We start from the raw sequence: 20,040 nt of genomic DNA on the forward strand, positions 1-20,040 counted from the left end.
AACGCGGCTTTCAGCTCACCGTTGCGAGGTCCCGTATATTACGTTTTCCTCATTCAGAGTCAAGCGTTTATTTTCACTTTTCTCTGTTGGCGTTCATCTCTGAACCCCGCTAACCCGGCGGCTTGTAAGCCGTTGTTCCGTGTCAGTGGAGGCGCATTATAGGGAGTTCTCAGACGTTGACAACCCCTCTTTTGAAAAAAACTTTCAACCGTCTCTTTTTTGCTCAAAACCGTGCTACAACGCTAGTTTTTCGAGCGTTTCAAAGCCGTAACGATGTAAAACGGGTAAAAGTTGTTCAGTCTCTTTTGTTATCGCCATACAAAAAGCGATATTGGCATCGGTAGATTTTGCATCTGGCGCTTCATGTTCAAGCAGCCAGGCGGTACGACGCGCAATTGCCGCACCGGAATCCACCAGCCGGGTCCCCTCTGGCAGAACCACCAGAAGTTCCTCCTGTAAAAGAGGGAAATGGGTGCATCCCAGAACAACGGTGTCCGGCGGCTCCGGCATCCGCAGCCACGGACGCAAAATGCGGCGCAGCTCTTCCAGCGGAACCGCGTGTCCATGCAACTTCGCTTCCGCCATTTCGACAAGTTCTGCAGAGCCGAGCATCGCAATCTGGCATTCATTAGCAAAGCGGTCGATCAGCTCACGTGTATAAGGACGCTTCACCGTGCCGCGCGTAGCCAGCAAACCGACAATCCCATTCGCCGTCAGACGAGCGGCCGGTTTAATCGCAGGCACAACGCCGACAACCGGGAACGGGAACTTTTCGCGTAATGCGGGGAGGGATACCGTACTCGCCGTATTGCAGGCAATCACTGCCAGCGCCAAAGGGTAGCGCTTTTGCACGGCAGTCACGATTTCAAGGACACGCTCAACAATGAACGCTTCACTCTTTTCACCATAAGGGAAAGCGACGTTATCGAAAGCGTAGATATAGTGGAGATTCGGCAGGAGATGCCGAATCTCATCATAGACCGAAAGCCCACCGACGCCGGAATCAAACACCAGCACGGTGGGACGCGGATCAGAAGGTGTAGCTGCCAGACAAGGTGTATTCCCGTCCTGCAGTTTGATAGCCATAAACTGTCTCGTAATCTTTATCGAACAGGTTAGCTATTTTACCACGAACTGTCAGATGAGAGGTGACAGGATATGAAACTGCGACATCCCACAGACTTACACCGCCCATTTTCACACGTTCTGACGAATAGGTATTCGGATCGATAGCAACGTCATAGCGGGTTCCCAGGTAGCGGTACGCAACGTTCCAGTCGAGGTCCCACACCTGCCAGTCCAGCTGATACTTAACCTGCTGCTTAGAGCGGCGTGCCAGTACTTCGTTGGTTTTCGCATTACGTGGGTCAACATAATCATAAGAAATCTGATGACCTACCGGTCCGGTATCGAACTGTGCCGTCGCTTCCACACCTTTAATGCGCGCTTCGTCAACGTTGTAGTAACGATACGTATGCGGATCGCTGCTAATCAGATTATCAATGTCATTGCGATAACCGGTAACGCGCCAGTTGACCGGCCCCGTCAGACCTTCAAAGCCACCTTCCCACTGCTTACTCTCCTCCGGTTTAAGGTCCGGATTACCGTAAGAGGCACTGTGGATCTGACTCATGGTCGGAGCTTTGAATGCGGTACCGTAGGAGGCAATTATGCGATAACCATCCACAAACTCCCACGCAGCGCTGGTTTGCCATGTTCCGTGGTTGCCAAAGTTGGAGTTATCGTCATTACGCGCCGCGGCTTCGAGCGTCACGCTATTGAACTGCTGCATTGCAGACAAGAACACACCAGTATTGCGCTGCTCGTAGCCTTTATCCAGATAGCCCGTGCCCGCCTGGGTTTTTTGCTTCTGCCAGTCCAGACCCGCGCCGATATTCCCGTGGCCCACTTCAACGGTGTTCAGCCACTGCGTCGTGTACTGCTTCACGTCGTCCATGGTTGCGGAATCAGCATAACGCCCTTTTTTCGGGTCATAGTTCTGATCTTTACTGCGGCCGTAACCTGCCACCAGCTGCGACTGGAAAATCCCCTGGTTATAACGCAGGCCGGTATCCCAGTTTTGGCTGTAGAGCTGGCGGGTATCCGGGCGTCCATCAACCATAAAGTTTGCGTCGTAATGATCGTAGCCGTCATACGCCGTACGGTTGTCGTAGCCAAAACCACGGAAGAAACCGCTTACGCTGTCAGTAATTTGCTGCTCCACAGAGCCATACAGTGACTTACTCATAAAGCCGTCACGATCCGGCTGGCGCGGAGCATCTTTTGCACCGATATCAAAACCGCGGGTATAGGTATAGTTACCCGCCATGGTGATTTTGGTTTTATCCAGTACCTGCTGGAAGGAGCCATCATAGGTCTGGTAGCCCTTAGACCCCACACCCGCAGAAATTTCTGCCCCCGGCTTATCGCGCCCGGTGATGATGTTGATTACACCGCCAATCGCGTCGGAGCCATACAGGGCTGAACGTGGGCCACGAATGTATTCAATACGCTGAATCAGGGACGTCGGGATTTGGCTCAGGTCAGGAACGTTGCTGATCCCTGCATTATTCAGGGGGATACCATCGATCAGCACCAGAACATGACGAGATTCAGTCCCGCGTATAAAGGTAGAAGAGGTCGCGCCCATACCACCGCTTTGCGCGATATCCACGCCCGGCAGTCGTGACATGATTTCAACAACACTCTTTGCCTGCCAGCGTTCAATATCTTCACGCGTCACAACAGATGTCGGAGCCAGAACGGTTTTTGCTGGTTGCTCAAAACGGTTTGCCGTCACCACCAACGAGTCTGCGCTATCCTGCGCCCAGCCCGAAAATGCCGTGACGGAAAACGCCGTCAACAGCGATACTTTTTTAATCATTGTAAAAGCATCCACAATATAAGAAGGATGCCGCAGGCCTCATCTATAGCACGCGATGATGAAACCAAATGCGACGTGATCCCGGCAGGTCTTCGGGCTAGGTGGCGTTTAATGGATGAAGACTTCCCGTTCTCACAGTGTCTACAACTCTCATCCCGCCAGTCTTTACCGCTGCGCGTCAGCTCCAGATTTACACTGGATTCCCTTTTCACTCTCAGGAGACCGGAAACAGAATGCTACAATTAGACACGTATAGATGTCCAGATAGCTATTAGCCATTAAATCTGGACATCCCCTGAACAATGCCTACAATCCCCGCGTAATTCTTTATCACTCAGGACGTATCATGACCCCCGAACACCTCCCGACAGAACAGTACGACGCGCAGCTGGCAGAGAAAGTTGTCCGCCTGCAAAGTATGATGACGCCTTTCAACGCGCCCGTTCCCGAGGTGTTCCGCTCGCCAGTCAGCCACTACCGTATGCGTGCGGAGTTCCGCATCTGGCATGATGGGGACGACCTGTACCACATCATTTTTGATCAGCAGACAAAATCCCGCATCCGCGTAGACAGTTTTCCGGCGGCAAGCGAGCTGATTAACCAGCTGATGACCCTCATTATGGATGGCGTGCGTAGCAACCCGGTGCTTCGCAACAAGCTGTTCCAGATTGACTACCTGACCACGCAAAGCAACCAGGCGATTGTCTCGCTGCTGTATCACAAAGCGCTGAACGACGAGTGGCGCGAGCAGGCTGAATCCCTGCGCGATGCCCTGCGTGCGCAGAATATCAATGTTCACCTTATTGGCCGTGCGACCAAAACCAAAATCATGCTCGACCAGGATTACATCGACGAGCGTCTGCCGGTGGCGGGTAAAGAGATGATTTATCGCCAGGTGGAAAACAGCTTCACCCAGCCAAACGCCGCGATGAACGTGCAGATGCTGGAGTGGGCGCTGAAGGCGACAGAAGGGTCAACGGGCGATCTGCTTGAGTTGTACTGTGGTAACGGCAACTTCTCGCTGGCGCTGGCGCGTAACTTTGAGCGCGTGCTGGCCACAGAAATCGCTAAACCGTCGGTCGCGGCCGCCCAGTACAACATTGCAGCCAACCATATCGATAACGTGCAGATCATTCGTATGGCGGCAGAAGAGTTTACGCAGGCGATGAACGGCGTGCGTGAGTTCAATCGATTACAGGGTATCGACCTGAAGAGTTACCAGTGTGAGACGATTTTTGTCGATCCACCGCGCAGTGGGCTGGACAGCGAAACCGAGAAGATGGTGCAGGCGTACCCGCGTATTTTGTACATCTCCTGCAACCCGGAAACCCTGTGCAAGAACCTGGAAACATTAAGCCAGACGCACAAGGTTGAACGTCTGGCTCTGTTCGATCAGTTCCCATATACGCACCATATGGAGTGCGGTGTACTGCTTACTGCGAAGTAATGAGGTTCCCGTAGGGCAGGTAAGCGAAGCGCCACCTGCCTACAACACCTAATTTACTTACTCTGGCAGCTCGTGCTTACGACCACGCATCCGCGAGCCAATCCAGAATACCAGCGCCACAGACAGCACCGCTGGCAGGAAGTTTGAGCCGATATCCGGGTACTCTGCGCGTACCACAGTGCTGTACAACAACACGCCTAAAATAAAGCAGGCAGCGGCAAGACCCGGCAACCCCACAGGCATCGTGCGGTTCAGATAGCGTTGATGCAGACAGTACACCGTCAGCACCAGTGCAATTAGCGGGAAAATTGAGAATGGTACGATAGAGCTGAAAACAGCCGAAAACGTGCCATTAATTGATAAGCCAGCGATCAATGCCAGCAACAACGTACCTTTATCCTGACCTGACTGTTTCATTACTCACCCTTCACTCATCGGTTTGATGTGCCAACTTTTCTTGTTCACGGCGATACCAGTAATATGCTCCTTTGGAGATCATCCTGAGTTGCAATACCAGTCGCTCTTCGAGCTGCTTGCGCTGTTCAACGCTCACATCCAGTGCTTCGGCACCCGCACTGAAGACAATTGTCACCATCGCCTCGGCCTGCGCTTCAGTGAAGGCACGCGGCATATGGTTTTCGAGTTCAAGATAGTCGGCAAGTTCCGCGATGAAATGCTGAATTTCACGCGCGACCGCGGCACGAAATGCGGCCGATGTCCCGGAGCGTTCACGCAAAAGCAGGCGAAACGCGTTGGGGTTATTGCCGATAAATTCCATAAAGGTCGATACGGACGTGCGGATCACGCTACCGCCTTTTGCGATACGCTGACGTGCCTGGCGCATCAGCTGGCGCAGCATCAGACCACTCTCATCGACCATGGTCAGGCCCAGTTCATCCACATCACGGAAATGACGATAGAAGGACGTTGGCGCAATCCCGGCCTCGCGTGCGACTTCGCGCAGGCTCAAACTGGCAAAACTTCGCTCTGCACTCAGTTGACTGAATGCGGCTTCCACCAGCGAACGCCGGGTTTTCTCTTTTTGTTGTGCTCTTACGCCCATCACGATAGTTGAATCCTTCCAAAGGCCTGATGGCACTATACCAGAGAATAAAATTAATCTGTTTGCCTGGCTTTGTGAATGATTGTTTACGCGCGGTTTGTGCTCCACTGCCCGAAAAAAGCACAACGATAATTGGGTTACTCTGGCAATGATGTTATGATTCTGTTGCTTTTATGTATAAGAACAGGTAAGCCTTGCCATGCCACACACCTACGATTACGACGCAATAGTTATTGGTTCCGGCCCCGGCGGCGAAGGCGCTGCTATGGGACTGGTGAAACAGGGAGCCAGAGTAGCGGTCATAGAGCGCTACCATAATGTTGGCGGTGGTTGCACCCACTGGGGCACCATCCCTTCCAAAGCCCTCCGCCATGCCGTTAGCCGTATTATTGAATTTAACCAGAACCCTCTTTACAGCGACCACTCCCGACTTCTTCGTTCTTCCTTTGCCGACATCCTGAATCATGCGGATACCGTCATTAATCAGCAGACACGTATGCGTCAGGGGTTTTATGAGCGTAACCACTGCGAAATTTTGCAGGGCAACGCGCATTTTGTTGACGAGCACACCTTAGCACTGGAATGCCATGACGGTTCGGTTGAAACCATCACCGCTGAAAAATTCGTGATTGCCTGCGGTTCGCGCCCGTACCATCCGGCCGATGTCGACTTCTCGCACCCACGCATCTACGACAGCGATTCCATCCTCAGCCTGCACCACGAACCACGCCATGTCATTATCTATGGCGCAGGGGTGATTGGCTGCGAATATGCGTCGATCTTCCGGGGTATGGAGGTCAAAGTTGACCTGATCAACACCCGCGATCGCCTGCTGGCCTTCCTCGACCAGGAGATGTCGGATTCCCTCTCGTACCACTTCTGGAACAGCGGTGTGGTGATTCGCCACAACGAAGAGTACGAGAAAATCGAAGGCTGCGATGACGGTGTGATCATGCATCTGAAATCCGGCAAAAAGCTGAAAGCCGACTGCCTGCTGTATGCCAACGGCCGTACCGGTAACACTGATTCGCTGGCGCTGGAAAACATCGGGCTTGAAACCGACAGCCGTGGCCAGCTGAAGGTCAACAGCATGTACCAGACTGCGCTGCCGCACGTTTACGCGGTGGGTGACGTGATTGGTTATCCAAGCCTCGCGTCAGCGGCCTACGACCAGGGGCGCATTGCGGCTCAGGCGCTGGTGAAAGGCGAAGCAACGGCGCACCTGATTGAAGATATTCCAACAGGGATTTACACCATCCCGGAAATTAGCTCAGTCGGGAAAACCGAACAGCAACTGACGGCCATGAAAGTGCCTTACGAGGTGGGTCGTGCGCAGTTTAAACATCTGGCGCGCGCGCAAATCGTGGGAATGAGTGTGGGAACGCTGAAGATTTTGTTCCATCGCGAGACGAAAGAGATCCTCGGTATTCACTGCTTTGGTGAACGCGCGGCGGAAATCATTCATATCGGCCAGGCAATAATGGAGCAAAAAGGTGGTGGTAACACCATCGAGTACTTCGTTAACACCACCTTTAACTACCCGACCATGGCGGAAGCCTATCGGGTAGCAGCACTAAACGGTCTGAACCGTCTGTTTTAACGCGCTGTCAAAATGGCCATCCATGGAACCACGGATGGCCTCAGCCAGCTGCTCATAGCGGCTGCGCAGTGGCGATCCCGGGCGATAAACCAGGCCAATGGTACGACGCGGCTCTGGTTTAATGCACGGCAGATAGACCACACCATCACGTTTACGCTCGCGCGGAACAGCCAGCGCAGGCAGCAGTGTGATACCACTTCCCGCCGCCACCATGTTACGCAGCGTTTCCAGACTGGTTGCGCGGAAATGGGTATCTTCATCCGCACCGGCCTCAAAACAGAAGCCCATCGCCTGATCGCGCAGGCAGTGACCATCTTCCAGCATCAGCAGTTTTTCACCGGCCAGATCGGCCATCGGCACGCGATCGCGGTTCGCCCACGGGTGATCTTCATAGATCGCCAACATCATCGGCTCATCAAACAGCGGCACCTCAATAAAGGCTTCGCTCTCTTTGACCAGCGCCAGAATCGCGCAATCGAGCTTACCGCTATCTAACTGCGCCAGCAGCTGATGGGTTTGCGCTTCATGCAGATACATTTCGAGTTTCGGGAATGTCTGGTGCAGCATCGGAATGATGTGCGGTAACAGGTACGGGCCAACGGTTGGGATCAGGCCAATATGCAGTGGGCCCGACATCGCTTCCCCCTGCTGGCTTGCCATTTCCTTGAGCACTTTGACCTCGCGCAGCACAGTACGCGCCTGATCCACCAGCAAAAGACCTGCCTGGGTGAACAGTACCTTACGACTGGTGCGCTCCAGCAGCATGACGCCCAGCTCATCTTCCAGCTTGCGGATCTGACCGCTCAGCGTGGGCTGGCTGACGTGGCAGGAATCTGCCGCGCGGCGAAAATGACGGTGCTCGGCTAACGCTACCAGGTATTCAAGATCACGAATATTCATTATTCATCCTCCGTCGCCACGATAGTTCATGGCGATAGATAGCATAGCAACGAACGATTATCCCTATCAAGCATTCTGTTGAATAATACACCACATAGACAGGGCGGCACGTGTTTGACCCTTGACGTCCCCGCCACCGTCTGACGAGTTTCTCTCAAAACTCGAACAACTAAAGCCAACGTGAACTTTTGCGGACCCCGTGGTCCGCATTTTTTTTGCGTAAAAAAGCCTGGCGCTAAGCCAGGCTCCGTTTTTCTCCCTCTCCCCGTGGGAGAGGGCCGGGGTGAGGGCACCAGCCCGCACTATTCAAACCAAATTAAACTAACCGTTTTTTCGCATCCGCAATCGCCTGTGCAACCTGCTTAGGCGACACGCCGCCTTTCGCCGCACGCTTATCCAGGCAAGACTGCAACGCCAGAATCGGATAGACATCATCCCCGATAACCGCGCTGAATTTTTGCAGGTCGGTAAGCGTCAGATCTTCCAGCGGTTTACCCTGACGGATCGCTTCCACTACCGCTTCACCCACAATATGGTGCGCTTCACGGAACGGTACGCCTTTCGCGACCAGGTAGTCCGCCAGTTCGGTGGAGTTGGCATAACCCTGCTGCGCAGCTTCCTGGCAACGCGGGCGTTTCACCTGGATACCATCCAGCACCAGTGCGCCCATATGCAGGCAGTCCAGCCAGGTGTCGAGCGCGTCGAACAGCCCTTCTTTGTCTTCCTGCATATCTTTGTTATACGCCAGCGGCAGCCCTTTCAGGGTCATCATCATTCCGGTCAGCGCACCCTGCACACGGCCACACTTACCGCGGATAAGCTCCAGCGCATCCGGGTTTTTCTTCTGTGGCATCAGGGAAGAGCCAGAAGTTACACGGTCAGACAGCTCAACAAAGCCGGCTTCACCGGAGTTGAAGAAGATCAGATCCTCTGCGAAACGCGACAGGTGAACCATGCCGATAGAAGCATTGGACAGCAGCTCCAGCACGTGATCGCGGTCAGACACGCTGTCCAGGCTGTTACGGGTGGCAGAAGCAAAGCCCAGCCAGCCTGCCAGCTGTTCACGATCGATTTCATACGCTGTACCCGCCAGCGCACCGCTACCCAGCGGGCTCACGTCCAGACGTTTCAGGGTATCCTGAAGACGGCTTTCATCTCGTGCCAGCATTTCTACATAGGCCAGGCTCCAGTGCGCAAACGTCACCGGCTGGGCACGTTGCAGGTGGGTGTAACCCGGCATGACCGCATCCTGGTTGTTCTGCGCGGTTTCCACCAGTGCAGCCTGTAACTGACGGTTTGCTGCCAGCAGCTCCACCACGGTGTCTTTACACCACAGTTTCAGGTCAGTCGCGACCTGGTCGTTACGGCTACGGCCGGTGTGCAGCTTTTTACCCAGCTGACCGACTTTATCGATAAGCTTACCTTCCACCCAGCTATGGATATCTTCGGCATCGCTTTTCAGGATCTGCTGCGGGTCCAGACGTACCTCTTCCAGCAGGTTGTTCAGCGCTTCTTCCAGCTGCTGTTGCTCATCTGCGGTCAGTACACCTACGGTAACCAGCGCTTTGGACCAGGCCACAGAGCCGACGATATCTTGTTCGGCCAGGCGGTAGTCGAAGCGCAAAGAGTCGTTAAACTGTTTGAACCGTTGATCCGCTGCCTGTGTAAAACGCCCACCCCAAAGTGCCATAACATGCTTCCTTAATATCTTTGATTTTCATTGCCCGGTGGCGCTGCGCTTACCGGGCCTACAAAACAATAAATCGATTACGCCAGAATACGCGTGCCAATCGGCGTGCCGTTAAACAGCGCCGGGAGTTGCTCCGCGTGACGCCAGGAGGCGATATCCACCGGGCGACCGAGCGTGCGGGCAGCATCCAGCGCTGCGTTCACTTTCACGATCATGCCGTCGGTAATGATGCCCTGCGCAATCAGCTGTTCGGCTTTCGCTGCCGTCATTTCCGCAATACGCTGGCCTTTACCGTCCAGAATACCGCTCACGTCAGAGAGCAGGATCAGGTCTGCACCCAGGGTTGCCGCCAGTGCGGTTGCCGCCTGGTCTGCATTCACGTTCATCAGCTCACCCTCTTCGGTGACACCGATTGAGCTCACCACCGGCAGGAACCCCCCTTCCAGCAGCGTGTTAATCAGCTTAGGCGAACCTGGCTGTGCCAGTCCAACATGGCCGAGCTCTTCATCGAGCTGGGTCACTTTTACGCTATCACCATCGCCCAGATAGAGGCCAACGGAGGCGATATGGTGTTTCTTCGCCCATGCCAGCAGCGTTTTGTTCGCCGTACCTGCCAGCGCACCGGTAATGATGTCAATCTGATCGGCAGGCGTGACGCGCAGGCCATTTTTCTTTTTCACTGGCAGGTTGAGTCCTTTCATCAGCTCATCCACCACGCAGCCACCGCCGTGGACAATCACCAGCGGACGTTGGTGTGATTCACGATAGTTAACCAGTGCGGTAAAAAGACGCTCCAGCGCTTCTTCGCTGTCCAGCAGTACACCACCGAGCTTGATAATTAATGGGTTCATCATCACACCTTAAATAAGAGACTGCGTTTCAGCGAAGCCAAAACGAATGTTTGCACACTGCATTGCCTGGGCGGCAGCGCCTTTGAGTAAGTTATCTTCTGCGGCGACCACAATCAGGTGTTCGCCCTGCACGGCAAAGCCGATATCGCAGAACGGCAGACCGACCACGTTTTTCAGTGCCGGAACGCCTTTTTCATACAGACGCACCAGCGGTTTGTCAGCGTATGCCTGAGTAAAGACCTCGTTCACCTGTTCTTTGGTCACACCCGGTTTCAGACGGCAGGTAATGGTTTCGAGGATCCCACGCGGGAAGCTACCCAGGTGCGGGGTAAAAATGACATCCGCGCCCAGATGAGTGGTGATTTCAGGATGATGACGGTGATTAAACACGCCGTACGGCTGGAGGCTCACTTCGCAGAAGCTATTGGAAATGGCCGCCTTACGCCCTGCACCGCTCACGCCACTGGTGGCGTTGATCACCGGCCACTGATTCAGATCCAGCAGGCCTGCGTCGATCAAGGGCTTCAGGGAGAGCTGCGCCGCCGTTGGGTAGCAACCCGGCACGGCAATCAAATCCGCTTCTTTCAGTTTGTCTGCACTCCACTCCGCCAGGCCATAGACCGCTTTTTCAAGCAGATCCGGGTGCTGATGGGTGAAACCGTAATATTTTTCGTAGAACGCGCCATCGTTAACACGAAACGCACCGGAGAGGTCGAACACGACACAACCGGCCGCCAGGAATTGCGGCGCCAGGTCGTGGCTGACTTCGTGCGCCGTGGCTAAAAACACCACGTCGACGCCGTCGGTGAACTCGCTGATGTCAGACATCGGCTGCAAAGGCATATCGACAATGCCTTTAAGTTGCGGATGTAAATCGGAAATTAACTTTCCTGCATCATTGCTTTGCGCTGACACGGTCAAAGCGGTTATGGTCATATGTGGATGGCGATTCACGTAGCTTACAAGCTCTGCGCCCGCATAACCGCTAGCGCCTACAATCAGCGTATTCAACATCGGGTTCCTTTATGCTCAACGTTAATGTATTTTTATTCACATTTATTGCATGAATATTGATACTATCACGACCTAAGGTGTGTCAACAATGAAAATGAACTTACCGCCATTTATCGAGATTTACCGCGCCCTGATCGCCACACCGTCCATCAGTGCAACCGAAGAAGCGCTGGATCAGAGCAATGAGTCTTTAATCAATCTGCTGGCGGGTTGGTTTAGCGATCTTGGGTTTAACGTTGAGGTTCAGCCTGTCCCCGGAACACGTCATAAATTTAACCTGCTAGCCAGTACCGGACACGGCGCGGGTGGGCTGCTGCTCGCAGGTCATACCGACACCGTTCCATTTGACGACGGCCGCTGGACACGCGATCCGTTCACCCTGACCGAACACGACAACAAGCTCTACGGTCTGGGCACTGCCGACATGAAAGGGTTCTTCGCTTTTATCCTCGACGCGCTGCGTGACGTGGACGTGACAAAACTGAAAAAACCGCTCTATATTCTGGCGACCGCCGATGAAGAAACCAGCATGGCGGGCGCACGTTATTTCTCTGAAAACACCTCTATTCGCCCGGATTGCGCCATCATCGGCGAGCCAACGTCTCTGCAACCCATTCGTGCACATAAAGGCCATATTTCTACCGCAGTACGTGTTCTGGGCCAGTCCGGCCACTCCAGCGATCCGGCGCGCGGCGTGAACGCCATTGAGCTGATGCACGATGCCATCGGCCACATCATGCAGCTGCGTGATTCCCTGAAAGAGCGCTATCACCATGATTCGTTCACCGTTCCTTACCCGACGCTGAACCTCGGTAGCCTGCACGGCGGGGATGCCTCTAACCGTATCTGCGCCTGTTGCGAACTGCATATGGATATTCGCCCGCTGCCGGGTATGACGCTGAGCGACCTGAACGGTTTACTGACAGAAGCCCTGGCGCCGGTAAGCGAACGCTGGCCTGGCCGCCTGACGGTTTCCGATCTGCATCCACCTATTCCGGGCTACGAGTGCCCGCCGGATCACCAGCTGGTCGAAGTGGTGGAAAAACTGCTCGGCGAGAAAACCGACGTGGTGAACTACTGCACCGAAGCGCCGTTTATTCAGACCCTGTGCCCAACGCTGGTTCTTGGCCCGGGCTCCATCAACCAGGCCCACCAGCCGGATGAGTATCTGGAAACCCGCTTTATCAAACCTACCCGCGAACTCATTACCCAGGTTGTGCATCACTTCTGCTGGCATTAATGACCTTTCCCCTCTCGAATGAGAGGGGAAAATCTCGCGATCTTCGTCACATTCCCATAAGCATCACTTATCTGACGCGAAGCGAATTAAATTTCGTAAATTACCCACATTTATTCGTTTGCTGAACCGTTTTCGCAGCAATTGACGACAGGGGTTTTACGTGGCTTTATAAAGGGAGATGACAAAATATTGTCCAAAAGATTTTCGATTGGGCATAAACAAAAATGATGGGGTGACTGGGTTTTTATGAACGAACAATATTCCGCGTTGCGTAGTAATGTCAGTATGCTCGGCAAAGTGCTTGGAGATACCATCAAAGATGCGTTAGGGGAAAATATCCTCGACCGCGTTGAAACCATCCGCAAGCTGTCCAAATCTTCCCGTGCAGGTAACGAGGCCAATCGTCAGGAGCTGCTTACCACCTTGCAGAACCTGTCTAACGATGAGCTGCTGCCTGTTGCACGCGCATTCAGCCAGTTCCTGAACCTGGCGAACACCGCTGAGCAATACCACAGCATTTCGCCAATGGGCGAAGCTGCCAGCAACCCGGAAGTTATTGCCCGTACACTTCGTAAACTGAAAGACCAGCCAGACCTCAACGAAGCGACCATCAAAAAAGCGGTGGAGTCGCTCTCTCTGGAGCTGGTACTGACCGCTCACCCAACCGAGATCACCCGTCGTACGCTCATCCACAAAATGGTGGAAGTGAACAACTGCCTGAAGCAACTGGAAAACAAAGACATCGCCGACTACGAACGTAACCAGCTGATGCGCCGTCTGCGCCAGCTGATTGCCCAGTCCTGGCACACTGACGAAATTCGTAAGAACCGCCCAAGCCCGGTTGATGAGGCAAAATGGGGCTTTGCGGTGGTGGAAAACAGCCTGTGGGAAGGTGTTCCTAACTACCTGCGCGAACTGAACGAACAGCTGGAAGAGAACCTGGGCTACCGCCTGCCGGTGGATTTTGTGCCGGTACGTTTCACCTCCTGGATGGGTGGCGACCGCGACGGTAACCCGAACGTAACCGCAGAGATCACCCGCCACGTGCTGCTGCTAAGCCGCTGGAAAGCCACCGACCTGTTCCTGAAAGATATTCAGGTACTGATTTCCGAGCTGTCGATGGTTGAAGCGACACCAGAACTGCGCGAACTGGCCGGTGAAGAAGGTGCCAGCGAGCCGTATCGCTATCTGATGAAAAAGCTGCGTGGTCAGCTGATGGCAACTCAGGCCTGGCTGGAAGCGCGCCTCAAAGGCCAGCGCCTGCCGAAGCCGGAAGGTCTGCTGAGCCAGAACGAACAGCTCTGGGATCCGCTGTACGCCTGCTATAAATCCCTGCAAGCGTGCGGTATGGGCATCATCGCCAACGGTGAACTGCTCGACACCTTGCGCCGCGTGAAGTGTTTCGGCGTGCCGCTGGTGCGTATCGATGTTCGTCAGGAAAGTACCCGTCACACCGAAGCGCTGGGTGAACTGACCCGCTACCTGGGAATTGGCGACTACGAAAGCTGGTCCGAGGCCGACAAACAAGCCTTCCTGATCCGCGAACTGAATTCCAAACGTCCTCTGTTGCCGCGCAACTGGGAACCTAGCAACGAAACCCGCGAGGTACTCCACACCTGTAAAGCGATCGTTGATGCACCGAAAGGATCGGTTGCGGCCTATGTGATCTCGATGGCGAAAACGCCATCAGATGTGCTGGGTGTTCACCTCCTGCTGAAAGAAGCCGGTATCGACTACGCCCTGCCGGTAGCACCGCTGTTTGAAACCCTTGATGACCTGAACAACGCCAACGATGTCATGACGCAGCTGCTGAACATCGACTGGTATCGCGGCTTTATTCAGGGCAAACAGATGGTGATGATTGGCTATTCCGACTCCGCAAAAGACGCGGGCGTGATGGCGGCATCCTGGGCTCAGTACCAGGCGCAAGACGCACTGATCAAGACCTGTGAGAAAGCCGGTATCGAACTGACCCTGTTCCACGGTCGTGGTGGTTCCATTGGCCGTGGCGGTGCGCCAGCTCATGCGGCACTGCTTTCTCAACCGCCGGGCAGCCTGAAAGGTGGCCTGCGTGTAACGGAACAGGGCGAGATGATCCGCTTCAAGTACGGTCTGCCGGAAGTCACCATCAGCAGCCTGTCGCTCTATACCAGCGCCATTCTGGAAGCCAACCTGCTGCCACCGCCAGAGCCGAAAGAGTCCTGGTGTCATATCATGGATGAGCTGTCAGATATCTCCTGCGATCTGTACCGCGGCTATGTGCGTGAAAACAAAGACTTCGTGCCTTACTTCCGTTCAGCGACGCCTGAGCAGGAGCTGGGTAAACTGCCTCTGGGTTCACGCCCGGCCAAACGTCGTCCGACCGGTGGTGTGGAGTCTCTGCGTGCTATTCCGTGGATCTTCGCCTGGACGCAAAACCGTCTGATGCTGCCAGCCTGGCTGGGTGCCGGTGCGGCGCTGCAAAAAGTGGTGGAAGATGGCAAACAGAGCGAGCTGGAAGCCATGTGCCGCGACTGGCCGTTCTTCTCCACGCGACTTGGGATGCTGGAAATGGTCTTCTCCAAAGCCGACCTGTGGCTGGCGGAATACTACGATCAGCGTCTGGTGAAACCTGAGCTGTGGGCGCTGGGCAAAGAGTTGCGCGAACTGCTGGAAGGCGACATCAAAGTGGTTCTGGATATCGCCAACGACTCGCACCTGATGGCAGACCTGCCGTGGATTGCCGAGTCTATCCAGTTGCGTAATATCTACACTGACCCGCTGAACGTTCTCCAGGCTGAGTTGCTGCACCGCTCACGCCAGGCCGAAGAGGAAGGTAAAGAGCCTGATCCTCGCGTTGAGCAGGCGTTGATGGTAACAATTGCAGGCGTTGCGGCAGGGATGCGTAACACCGGCTAATGCTTGATACCAGGCGGCGCTGCGCTTGCACGGGCCTACGAAAGTAGACCGGGTAAGCGCAGCGTCACCCGGCAATATCTCGGTATCCACACCATGCACCACGACATTACTCAGATCCTGGCTGACCTGATTAACGGTACATTACCGCTGGGTCAGGTGCATTTCTTAAACCAGGCATCCAGTGCACCCGAACTTGCCTTACAGGTCGATTTTCCGCGCCTGGAGATTGTTCTTGAAGGGTCTGTTGAAGATTGCGCGGCCTCCGTTCTACAGCCACGTGATGTCCTCTACGTTCCGCCAGGAGGCTGGAATGACCCGCAATGGCAAAAACCCGCGACAACGCTGAGCATACTGTTTGGTAAACAACAGCTTGGGTTTAGCCTTTTGCACTGGGACGGCGTTGAAATCCGTAATCTGGCGAAGCAACATGTTGCCCGTCGTGGCCCCCGGATTGGCTCCTTCCTGCTGCAAACACTCCATGAAATGCAAATGCAGCCAAACGAGCAACAAACTGCAAGACTGATTGTTGCTAGCCTGCTGAGTCACTGTGTCGACCTGCTGGGCAGTCAGATCCAGACAGCCTCCCGCAGTCAGGCCCTGTTTGAAGCCATTCGTATTTATATTGATGAACATTACGCCGCACCGCTCACCCGTGAATCTGTCGCCCAGGCGTTTTACATCTCACCAAATTATCTGTCGCATCTTTTTCAGAAAACAGGTGCAGTGGGCTTTAACGAATACCTGACTCACACCCGGCTGGAGCACGCACGTCAGTTATTGAAAGGGTATGATTTAAAAGTGAAAGAGGTGGCTCACGCCTGCGGATTTGTCGACAGTAACTACTTCTGCCGGTTATTCCGTAAAAATACGGAGCGCTCACCGTCAGAATATCGCCGCCAGTACCACAGCCAGCTCACCGGAAAAGTGGCTAGTCCAGAATGACCTGAGTATGCTGCGGTGCTGATAACATTTTACGCACCGCAACCATGACCCTCTGCGGATCGCGCAGAAAAGCGTTAATCCCGCACTTCACATAGCGGGTATGTTCAAAACGTTCGCTTCCCGCCAGTTCAATATCAGTGATGAGTAACACCACATCCGCACGGCGAATATCGTCTTCCGTGAGCGCACTTTCAACGCCCAGGGCGCCCTGGGTCTCAATGTGAACGTTCCATTTTTCCTGCTGACATAACTTTTCCAGCCGTTCTGCGGCCATATAGGTATGTGCAACACCGCTGACGCAGGCAGTCACCGCCACCAGATAACGCCCCGTTATCACTGTCATTACTAACCTCCCACGGTGACCTGGAACCCTTCACGTTCAGCCATTTGACGCATCGATGCAACCTCATCTTCTGTCGGAGGAACCACCTGCCGCATCCCCCACTCCTGCCCCAGCAGACGGTATTTTGGTTCTCCGTACTGATGGAAAGGAAGCAGATGCAGTTGCCGTATCCCTGAAGGTATCAGAAACGCGAGCACACGCGCCATGTTGGCGCCGTTGAGCGTATACCCTGGAATAAGAGGCACGCGGGGGATTACGTTCACACCTGCTGTCACCAGTTGTAAGAAGTTATCCAGAACTCTGGGCAAATTGATTGCCAGCAAGGCATGTGCCTGATCGGGGTCCATCATCTTCAAATCAAACAGCACTTCATCGCACTGTCGGGCCAGAGGCAGTAACCGTGACAAAGGCGCATCACCTGCGGTTTCAATGGCGGTATGTACACCATAGCGACGCAGTCGCTGGAAAAAATGGGTTGCAAAAGAGGCCTGCATCAGAACTTCGCCACCGGAAAGCGTGACCCCACCGCCCGAAGAGCGAAAGAAGACATCGTCCTTCATCACCTCATGTTCAAGCTCATCCAGCGTCACATCCCTACCGATACGCTCAAACGCACCTGACGGGCACTCTTCAGCATCACGCAGACAGGGGACACAATGCAGACACTTACTTTCCCGGCGTACCGTCTCGATTTTCGGCGAGATTGATTCCGGATTAGCGCACCAGGGGCACCGGTGCGGGCAGCCTTTAAAAAAGACGACCGTGCGGATACCGCGTCCATCATTTAACGAATAGCGTTGGATGTTGAAGATGCGCGCCACATCGGCGCGCGCTTCCACCACGTTACAGCTGATGCGCTGTACGACGGATAATGTCATCCTGGATCTCCTTCGACAACTCAACAAAGAAGGCGCTGTATCCGGCAACGCGTACCACCAGCCCGGCGAAATCCTGCGGGCGTGACTGCGCTTCTCGTAATGTGTCCGCATTCACCACGTTGAACTGAATATGCTGCAACTTAAGCTGAGTGAATGCTCGCAGGAAGTCAGCCAGCTTTTGCAACCCGGCATCACCTTCCAGTGTCGCAGGGGTAAACTTCACGTTCAACAACGTACCGTTAGATAACAGATAGTTATCCAGCTTACTCACCGATTTCAGTACCGCCGTTGGGCCTTGCATATCTTGCCCGAGCATCGGCGAAAGACCGCCATCTGCCAGTTGCTCACCGGCATAACGGCCATCCGGCGTGGCACCAACGACCGCCCCCAATGGTACATGTGCCGACACGGTATAAGATCCCGGCGTGAACTGCCCACCGCGCGGATTCCGGTATTTTTCAACCTCTTTACAGTAGTGGCGCAGCAGTTCAGCGCTGATGTTATCGACATCATCGATATCATTACCATATTTCTCGAAGCGATTGATCAGGCGGGCACGTACTTTTTCCCCCTCTTGGGTGGCAAAGTTAGCTTTTAACACCGCCAGAAGTTCATCAAAACTTAAGCGCTGCTGTTCAAAGACCAGTCCTTTCAGGGCATGAAGCGAATCGCTTAGATTCGCTATCCCGATCCCCTGAACACCAGAGAAGTTATAGCGCGCCCCACCCTCAGTAATGTCTTTTCCTTTATCCAGACAATCACTTATGAAGGAAGAGAGCAGCGGTACCGGCGCCCAGTCACGATGGCCAATATCACAGATATTGCTTCCCTCAACCATCAGCGCAATGTAGTGATTAATCTTCACGCGAATGTGCTCAAGCAACTCCTCATAAGTCAGCCCGGTATTTCCCTCATTGTCCTGCATGGCAATTTCCATCACTTTCAGCAGGTTAAACATGGCAATATCGTGCAGACCATACGTTTTACCCGGAATCGATAACTCAACACAGCCGACAACCGCGTAATCACGCGCATCCTCAAGCGACACTCCACGATTCAAAAAGGCAGGAACAACAACTTCGTCGTTAAAAATCTGCGGGATACCGGTGCCCAGGCGGATTGTCTCGGCGGTTTTGAGCAGAAATGGCCTGTCAATAAGCTCATTCACCCTTACGCCAAGGTTCGGCTGCGGAAGCTGAATGCTCTGGTAGGCATCCAGACACAGGAAAGAAAGTACGTTAACGGCACTTCGCCCGTTCTCGGTCAGCCCGCCCAATAGCGCGGTATAGCCAGTCGGGAAACCAGCGAAATAACGGGCGCTACTGGTCGAACGTAAGAGCACCACGTCATTGCACTTCACCCACAATGATTCCAGTAGTTCTTTAAGGAATGCAGGCTCTTCGCCCTGCGAAAGTGATGCCTGATAAAACGGCAGCATATACTGGTCAAAACGCCCGATTGAGAGGGAACTGGCGTTGGATTCGTACTGTAAAATGACATTCATATACCAGAATAGCTGACACGCTTGCCAGAAGGTTTGCGGCTTATGATGTGCATTATGACGCGAGATTTCGGCAATCTTCAGTAACTCTTCACGCCGGGTGGTTTCACTGAGTTCGGCCGACTCCTCAGCCAGTAATGCATAACGTAAAATATGACGCTGGGACGCTTCAAGAAGGATTAGCGCCGCAGCATAGAAGGTGTTCCTGGTATCACGGGTGCAGTGATCACGCATTTCTGCCACCAGTGCATCCAGGCCGTTATTCAACAGGCGCGGGTAATCAATAATGATATGCCCCTGCCCTTTATCCGTCTGGTTAACGCTAAAAATCTGCGTCCCCACCGCGGCTTTTACCTCGTCCGTCATCTGGCTGTTGATAAAATCCTTCATCGACCGCTTTTCCCAGTAGGGATAGAGCAGTTCCCGGTAGGTCTGCTTATCTTCATCACTGATGTCGAAGCGGTCCTGTGGCCGGGTAGCAAACTGATCCAGTTCCTGAAGGAGCCAGTAAGGATCCATCTCAGGCGACATAATACCTGCACGCGGTTTGACGGTACGGTTCCCGGCAATCAGTTCCTCATCACGAATCGCGATTTTCACGTGGTCAAGAATGTACGCCGTGGCTTTCGCGCGCCTGATAATCGCTGGCTCACCTTCCGTCTGCTGATGGCTGGCAGTGTAGAGCAAAGCACGTTCTAGTGAGATTTCACGCGGGTTGGAAAAGAGTGCGTCTTTCAAACGCTGGGTACGATTCGTCATGAGGGAACTCCTGTAACGGGAAACCAGCCC

General features: G+C 54.0%; 16 protein-coding genes and 1 riboswitch. Of the genes, 5 read left to right on the forward strand and 11 right to left on the reverse strand.

What is annotated here, in order from left to right; translation table 11 throughout:
• Window positions 1-234 precede the first annotated feature (234 nt).
• Both murI and btuB read right to left on the reverse strand, forming a co-directional pair.
• Entirely contained in the window at window positions 235-1,086 is an 852-nt protein-coding gene (gene murI / locus M987_RS05095; protein ID WP_014072315.1) for a glutamate racemase, read from the reverse strand.
• Window positions 1,031-2,884, reverse strand: coding sequence for a TonB-dependent vitamin B12 receptor BtuB (gene btuB / locus M987_RS05100; protein WP_014072316.1), 1,854 nt, complete (start codon window positions 2,882-2,884; stop codon window positions 1,031-1,033). The genes murI and btuB overlap by 56 nt, the downstream gene beginning before the upstream one ends.
• Window positions 2,885-2,950: 66 nt before the next feature.
• A riboswitch (cobalamin riboswitch) is annotated at window positions 2,951-3,126 on the reverse strand.
• A gap of 104 nt (window positions 3,127-3,230) precedes the next feature.
• On the opposite strand from btuB, the gene trmA reads away from it, so the two are divergent.
• Window positions 3,231-4,331 carry a tRNA (uridine(54)-C5)-methyltransferase TrmA gene (gene trmA / locus M987_RS05105; protein ID WP_014072317.1) on the forward strand — a complete coding sequence of 367 codons (1,101 nt, stop codon included), beginning with the start codon at window positions 3,231-3,233 and terminating at the stop codon, window positions 4,329-4,331.
• A 57-nt stretch (window positions 4,332-4,388) separates the two neighbouring features.
• On the opposite strand, the gene M987_RS05110 is transcribed toward trmA, so the two are convergent.
• Both M987_RS05110 and fabR read right to left on the reverse strand, forming a co-directional pair.
• Window positions 4,389-4,748, reverse strand: a complete 360-nt coding sequence (locus M987_RS05110) for a YijD family membrane protein (protein ID WP_014072318.1) — start codon at window positions 4,746-4,748, stop codon at window positions 4,389-4,391.
• A 10-nt stretch (window positions 4,749-4,758) separates the two neighbouring features.
• Window positions 4,759-5,397, reverse strand: coding sequence for an HTH-type transcriptional repressor FabR (fabR, locus tag M987_RS05115; protein ID WP_014072319.1), 639 nt, complete (start codon window positions 5,395-5,397; stop codon window positions 4,759-4,761).
• A 196-nt stretch (window positions 5,398-5,593) separates the two neighbouring features.
• Between fabR and sthA the strand changes: the two genes are divergently transcribed.
• Window positions 5,594-6,994: a Si-specific NAD(P)(+) transhydrogenase gene (gene sthA, locus M987_RS05120; RefSeq protein ID WP_014072320.1), complete on the forward strand. Its 1,401-nt coding sequence runs from the start codon at window positions 5,594-5,596 to the stop codon at window positions 6,992-6,994.
• Here sthA and oxyR read toward each other — a convergent pair.
• The 4 genes from oxyR to argC all read right to left on the reverse strand — a co-directional run bounded on the left by oxyR (window position 6,968) and on the right by argC (window position 11,449).
• A complete protein-coding gene (gene oxyR / locus M987_RS05125; protein ID WP_014072321.1) occupies window positions 6,968-7,894 on the reverse strand; it encodes a DNA-binding transcriptional regulator OxyR in 927 nt (308 codons plus the stop codon). The genes sthA and oxyR overlap by 27 nt on opposite strands.
• Before the next feature lie 316 nt (window positions 7,895-8,210).
• Window positions 8,211-9,584: an argininosuccinate lyase gene (gene argH / locus M987_RS05130; RefSeq protein WP_014072322.1), complete on the reverse strand. Its 1,374-nt coding sequence runs from the start codon at window positions 9,582-9,584 to the stop codon at window positions 8,211-8,213.
• Window positions 9,585-9,661: 77 nt separating this feature from the next.
• Complete coding sequence (gene argB / locus M987_RS05135) at window positions 9,662-10,438, reverse strand: acetylglutamate kinase (protein WP_098946274.1); 777 nt, start codon at window positions 10,436-10,438, stop codon at window positions 9,662-9,664.
• Between the two features lie 6 nt (window positions 10,439-10,444).
• Window positions 10,445-11,449 (reverse strand): N-acetyl-gamma-glutamyl-phosphate reductase, encoded by a 1,005-nt coding sequence (gene argC / locus M987_RS05140; RefSeq protein ID WP_014072324.1) that lies wholly within the window; start codon window positions 11,447-11,449, stop codon window positions 10,445-10,447.
• Between the two features lie 88 nt (window positions 11,450-11,537).
• Here argC and argE point away from each other — a divergent pair, with 88 nt between their 5' ends.
• From argE to M987_RS05155, 3 genes are all read left to right on the forward strand, one after another.
• On the forward strand, window positions 11,538-12,689 hold the full coding sequence (gene argE, locus M987_RS05145) for an acetylornithine deacetylase (RefSeq protein ID WP_014072325.1): 1,152 nt from the start codon (window positions 11,538-11,540) through the stop codon (window positions 12,687-12,689).
• Between the two features lie 246 nt (window positions 12,690-12,935).
• A complete protein-coding gene (gene ppc / locus M987_RS05150; protein WP_014072326.1) occupies window positions 12,936-15,587 on the forward strand; it encodes a phosphoenolpyruvate carboxylase in 2,652 nt (883 codons plus the stop codon).
• Window positions 15,588-15,680: 93 nt separating this feature from the next.
• Window positions 15,681-16,529, forward strand: coding sequence for a helix-turn-helix transcriptional regulator (locus M987_RS05155; RefSeq protein ID WP_014072327.1), 849 nt, complete (start codon window positions 15,681-15,683; stop codon window positions 16,527-16,529).
• Here the strand turns inward: M987_RS05155 and M987_RS05160 are convergent.
• From M987_RS05160 to M987_RS05170, 3 genes are read right to left on the reverse strand one after another with little or no spacing between them, the layout of a single operon-like run.
• The gene (locus tag M987_RS05160) at window positions 16,516-16,872 is read right to left on the reverse strand and encodes a PTS fructose-like transporter subunit IIB (RefSeq protein WP_014072328.1); all 357 of its coding nucleotides are present in this window, start codon (window positions 16,870-16,872) and stop codon (window positions 16,516-16,518) included. The genes M987_RS05155 and M987_RS05160 overlap by 14 nt on opposite strands.
• A 2-nt stretch (window positions 16,873-16,874) precedes the next feature.
• Window positions 16,875-17,750 (reverse strand): [formate-C-acetyltransferase]-activating enzyme, encoded by an 876-nt coding sequence (locus tag M987_RS05165; RefSeq protein WP_014072329.1) that lies wholly within the window; start codon window positions 17,748-17,750, stop codon window positions 16,875-16,877.
• Entirely contained in the window at window positions 17,716-20,010 is a 2,295-nt protein-coding gene (locus tag M987_RS05170; RefSeq protein ID WP_014072330.1) for a formate C-acetyltransferase, read from the reverse strand. Before M987_RS05170 ends, M987_RS05165 begins: the two co-directional genes overlap by 35 nt.
• Window positions 20,011-20,040 lie beyond the last annotated feature (30 nt).

Source organism: Enterobacter soli ATCC BAA-2102, assembly GCF_001654845.1.
In the GTDB taxonomy this organism is placed as follows: Bacteria; Pseudomonadota; Gammaproteobacteria; order Enterobacterales; family Enterobacteriaceae; genus Enterobacter; species Enterobacter soli.

Bases quoted from the DNA above. Each gene is read 5' to 3' on its own strand.
- murI (WP_014072315.1), bottom strand. From the start codon at position 1,086: ATGGCTATCAAACTGCAGGACGGGAATACACCTTGTCTGGCAGCTACA.
- btuB (WP_014072316.1), bottom strand. From the start codon at position 2,884: ATGATTAAAAAAGTATCGCTGTTGACGGCGTTTTCCGTCACGGCATTT.
- trmA (WP_014072317.1), top strand. From the start codon at position 3,231: ATGACCCCCGAACACCTCCCGACAGAACAGTACGACGCGCAGCTGGCA.
- M987_RS05110 (WP_014072318.1), bottom strand. From the start codon at position 4,748: ATGAAACAGTCAGGTCAGGATAAAGGTACGTTGTTGCTGGCATTGATC.
- sthA (WP_014072320.1), top strand. From the start codon at position 5,594: ATGCCACACACCTACGATTACGACGCAATAGTTATTGGTTCCGGCCCC.
- oxyR (WP_014072321.1), bottom strand. From the start codon at position 7,894: ATGAATATTCGTGATCTTGAATACCTGGTAGCGTTAGCCGAGCACCGT.
- argH (WP_014072322.1), bottom strand. From the start codon at position 9,584: ATGGCACTTTGGGGTGGGCGTTTTACACAGGCAGCGGATCAACGGTTC.
- argB (WP_098946274.1), bottom strand. From the start codon at position 10,438: ATGATGAACCCATTAATTATCAAGCTCGGTGGTGTACTGCTGGACAGC.
- argC (WP_014072324.1), bottom strand. From the start codon at position 11,449: ATGTTGAATACGCTGATTGTAGGCGCTAGCGGTTATGCGGGCGCAGAG.
- argE (WP_014072325.1), top strand. From the start codon at position 11,538: ATGAAAATGAACTTACCGCCATTTATCGAGATTTACCGCGCCCTGATC.
- ppc (WP_014072326.1), top strand. From the start codon at position 12,936: ATGAACGAACAATATTCCGCGTTGCGTAGTAATGTCAGTATGCTCGGC.
- M987_RS05155 (WP_014072327.1), top strand. From the start codon at position 15,681: ATGCACCACGACATTACTCAGATCCTGGCTGACCTGATTAACGGTACA.
- M987_RS05160 (WP_014072328.1), bottom strand. From the start codon at position 16,872: ATGACAGTGATAACGGGGCGTTATCTGGTGGCGGTGACTGCCTGCGTC.
- M987_RS05165 (WP_014072329.1), bottom strand. From the start codon at position 17,750: ATGACATTATCCGTCGTACAGCGCATCAGCTGTAACGTGGTGGAAGCG.
- M987_RS05170 (WP_014072330.1), bottom strand. From the start codon at position 20,010: ATGACGAATCGTACCCAGCGTTTGAAAGACGCACTCTTTTCCAACCCG.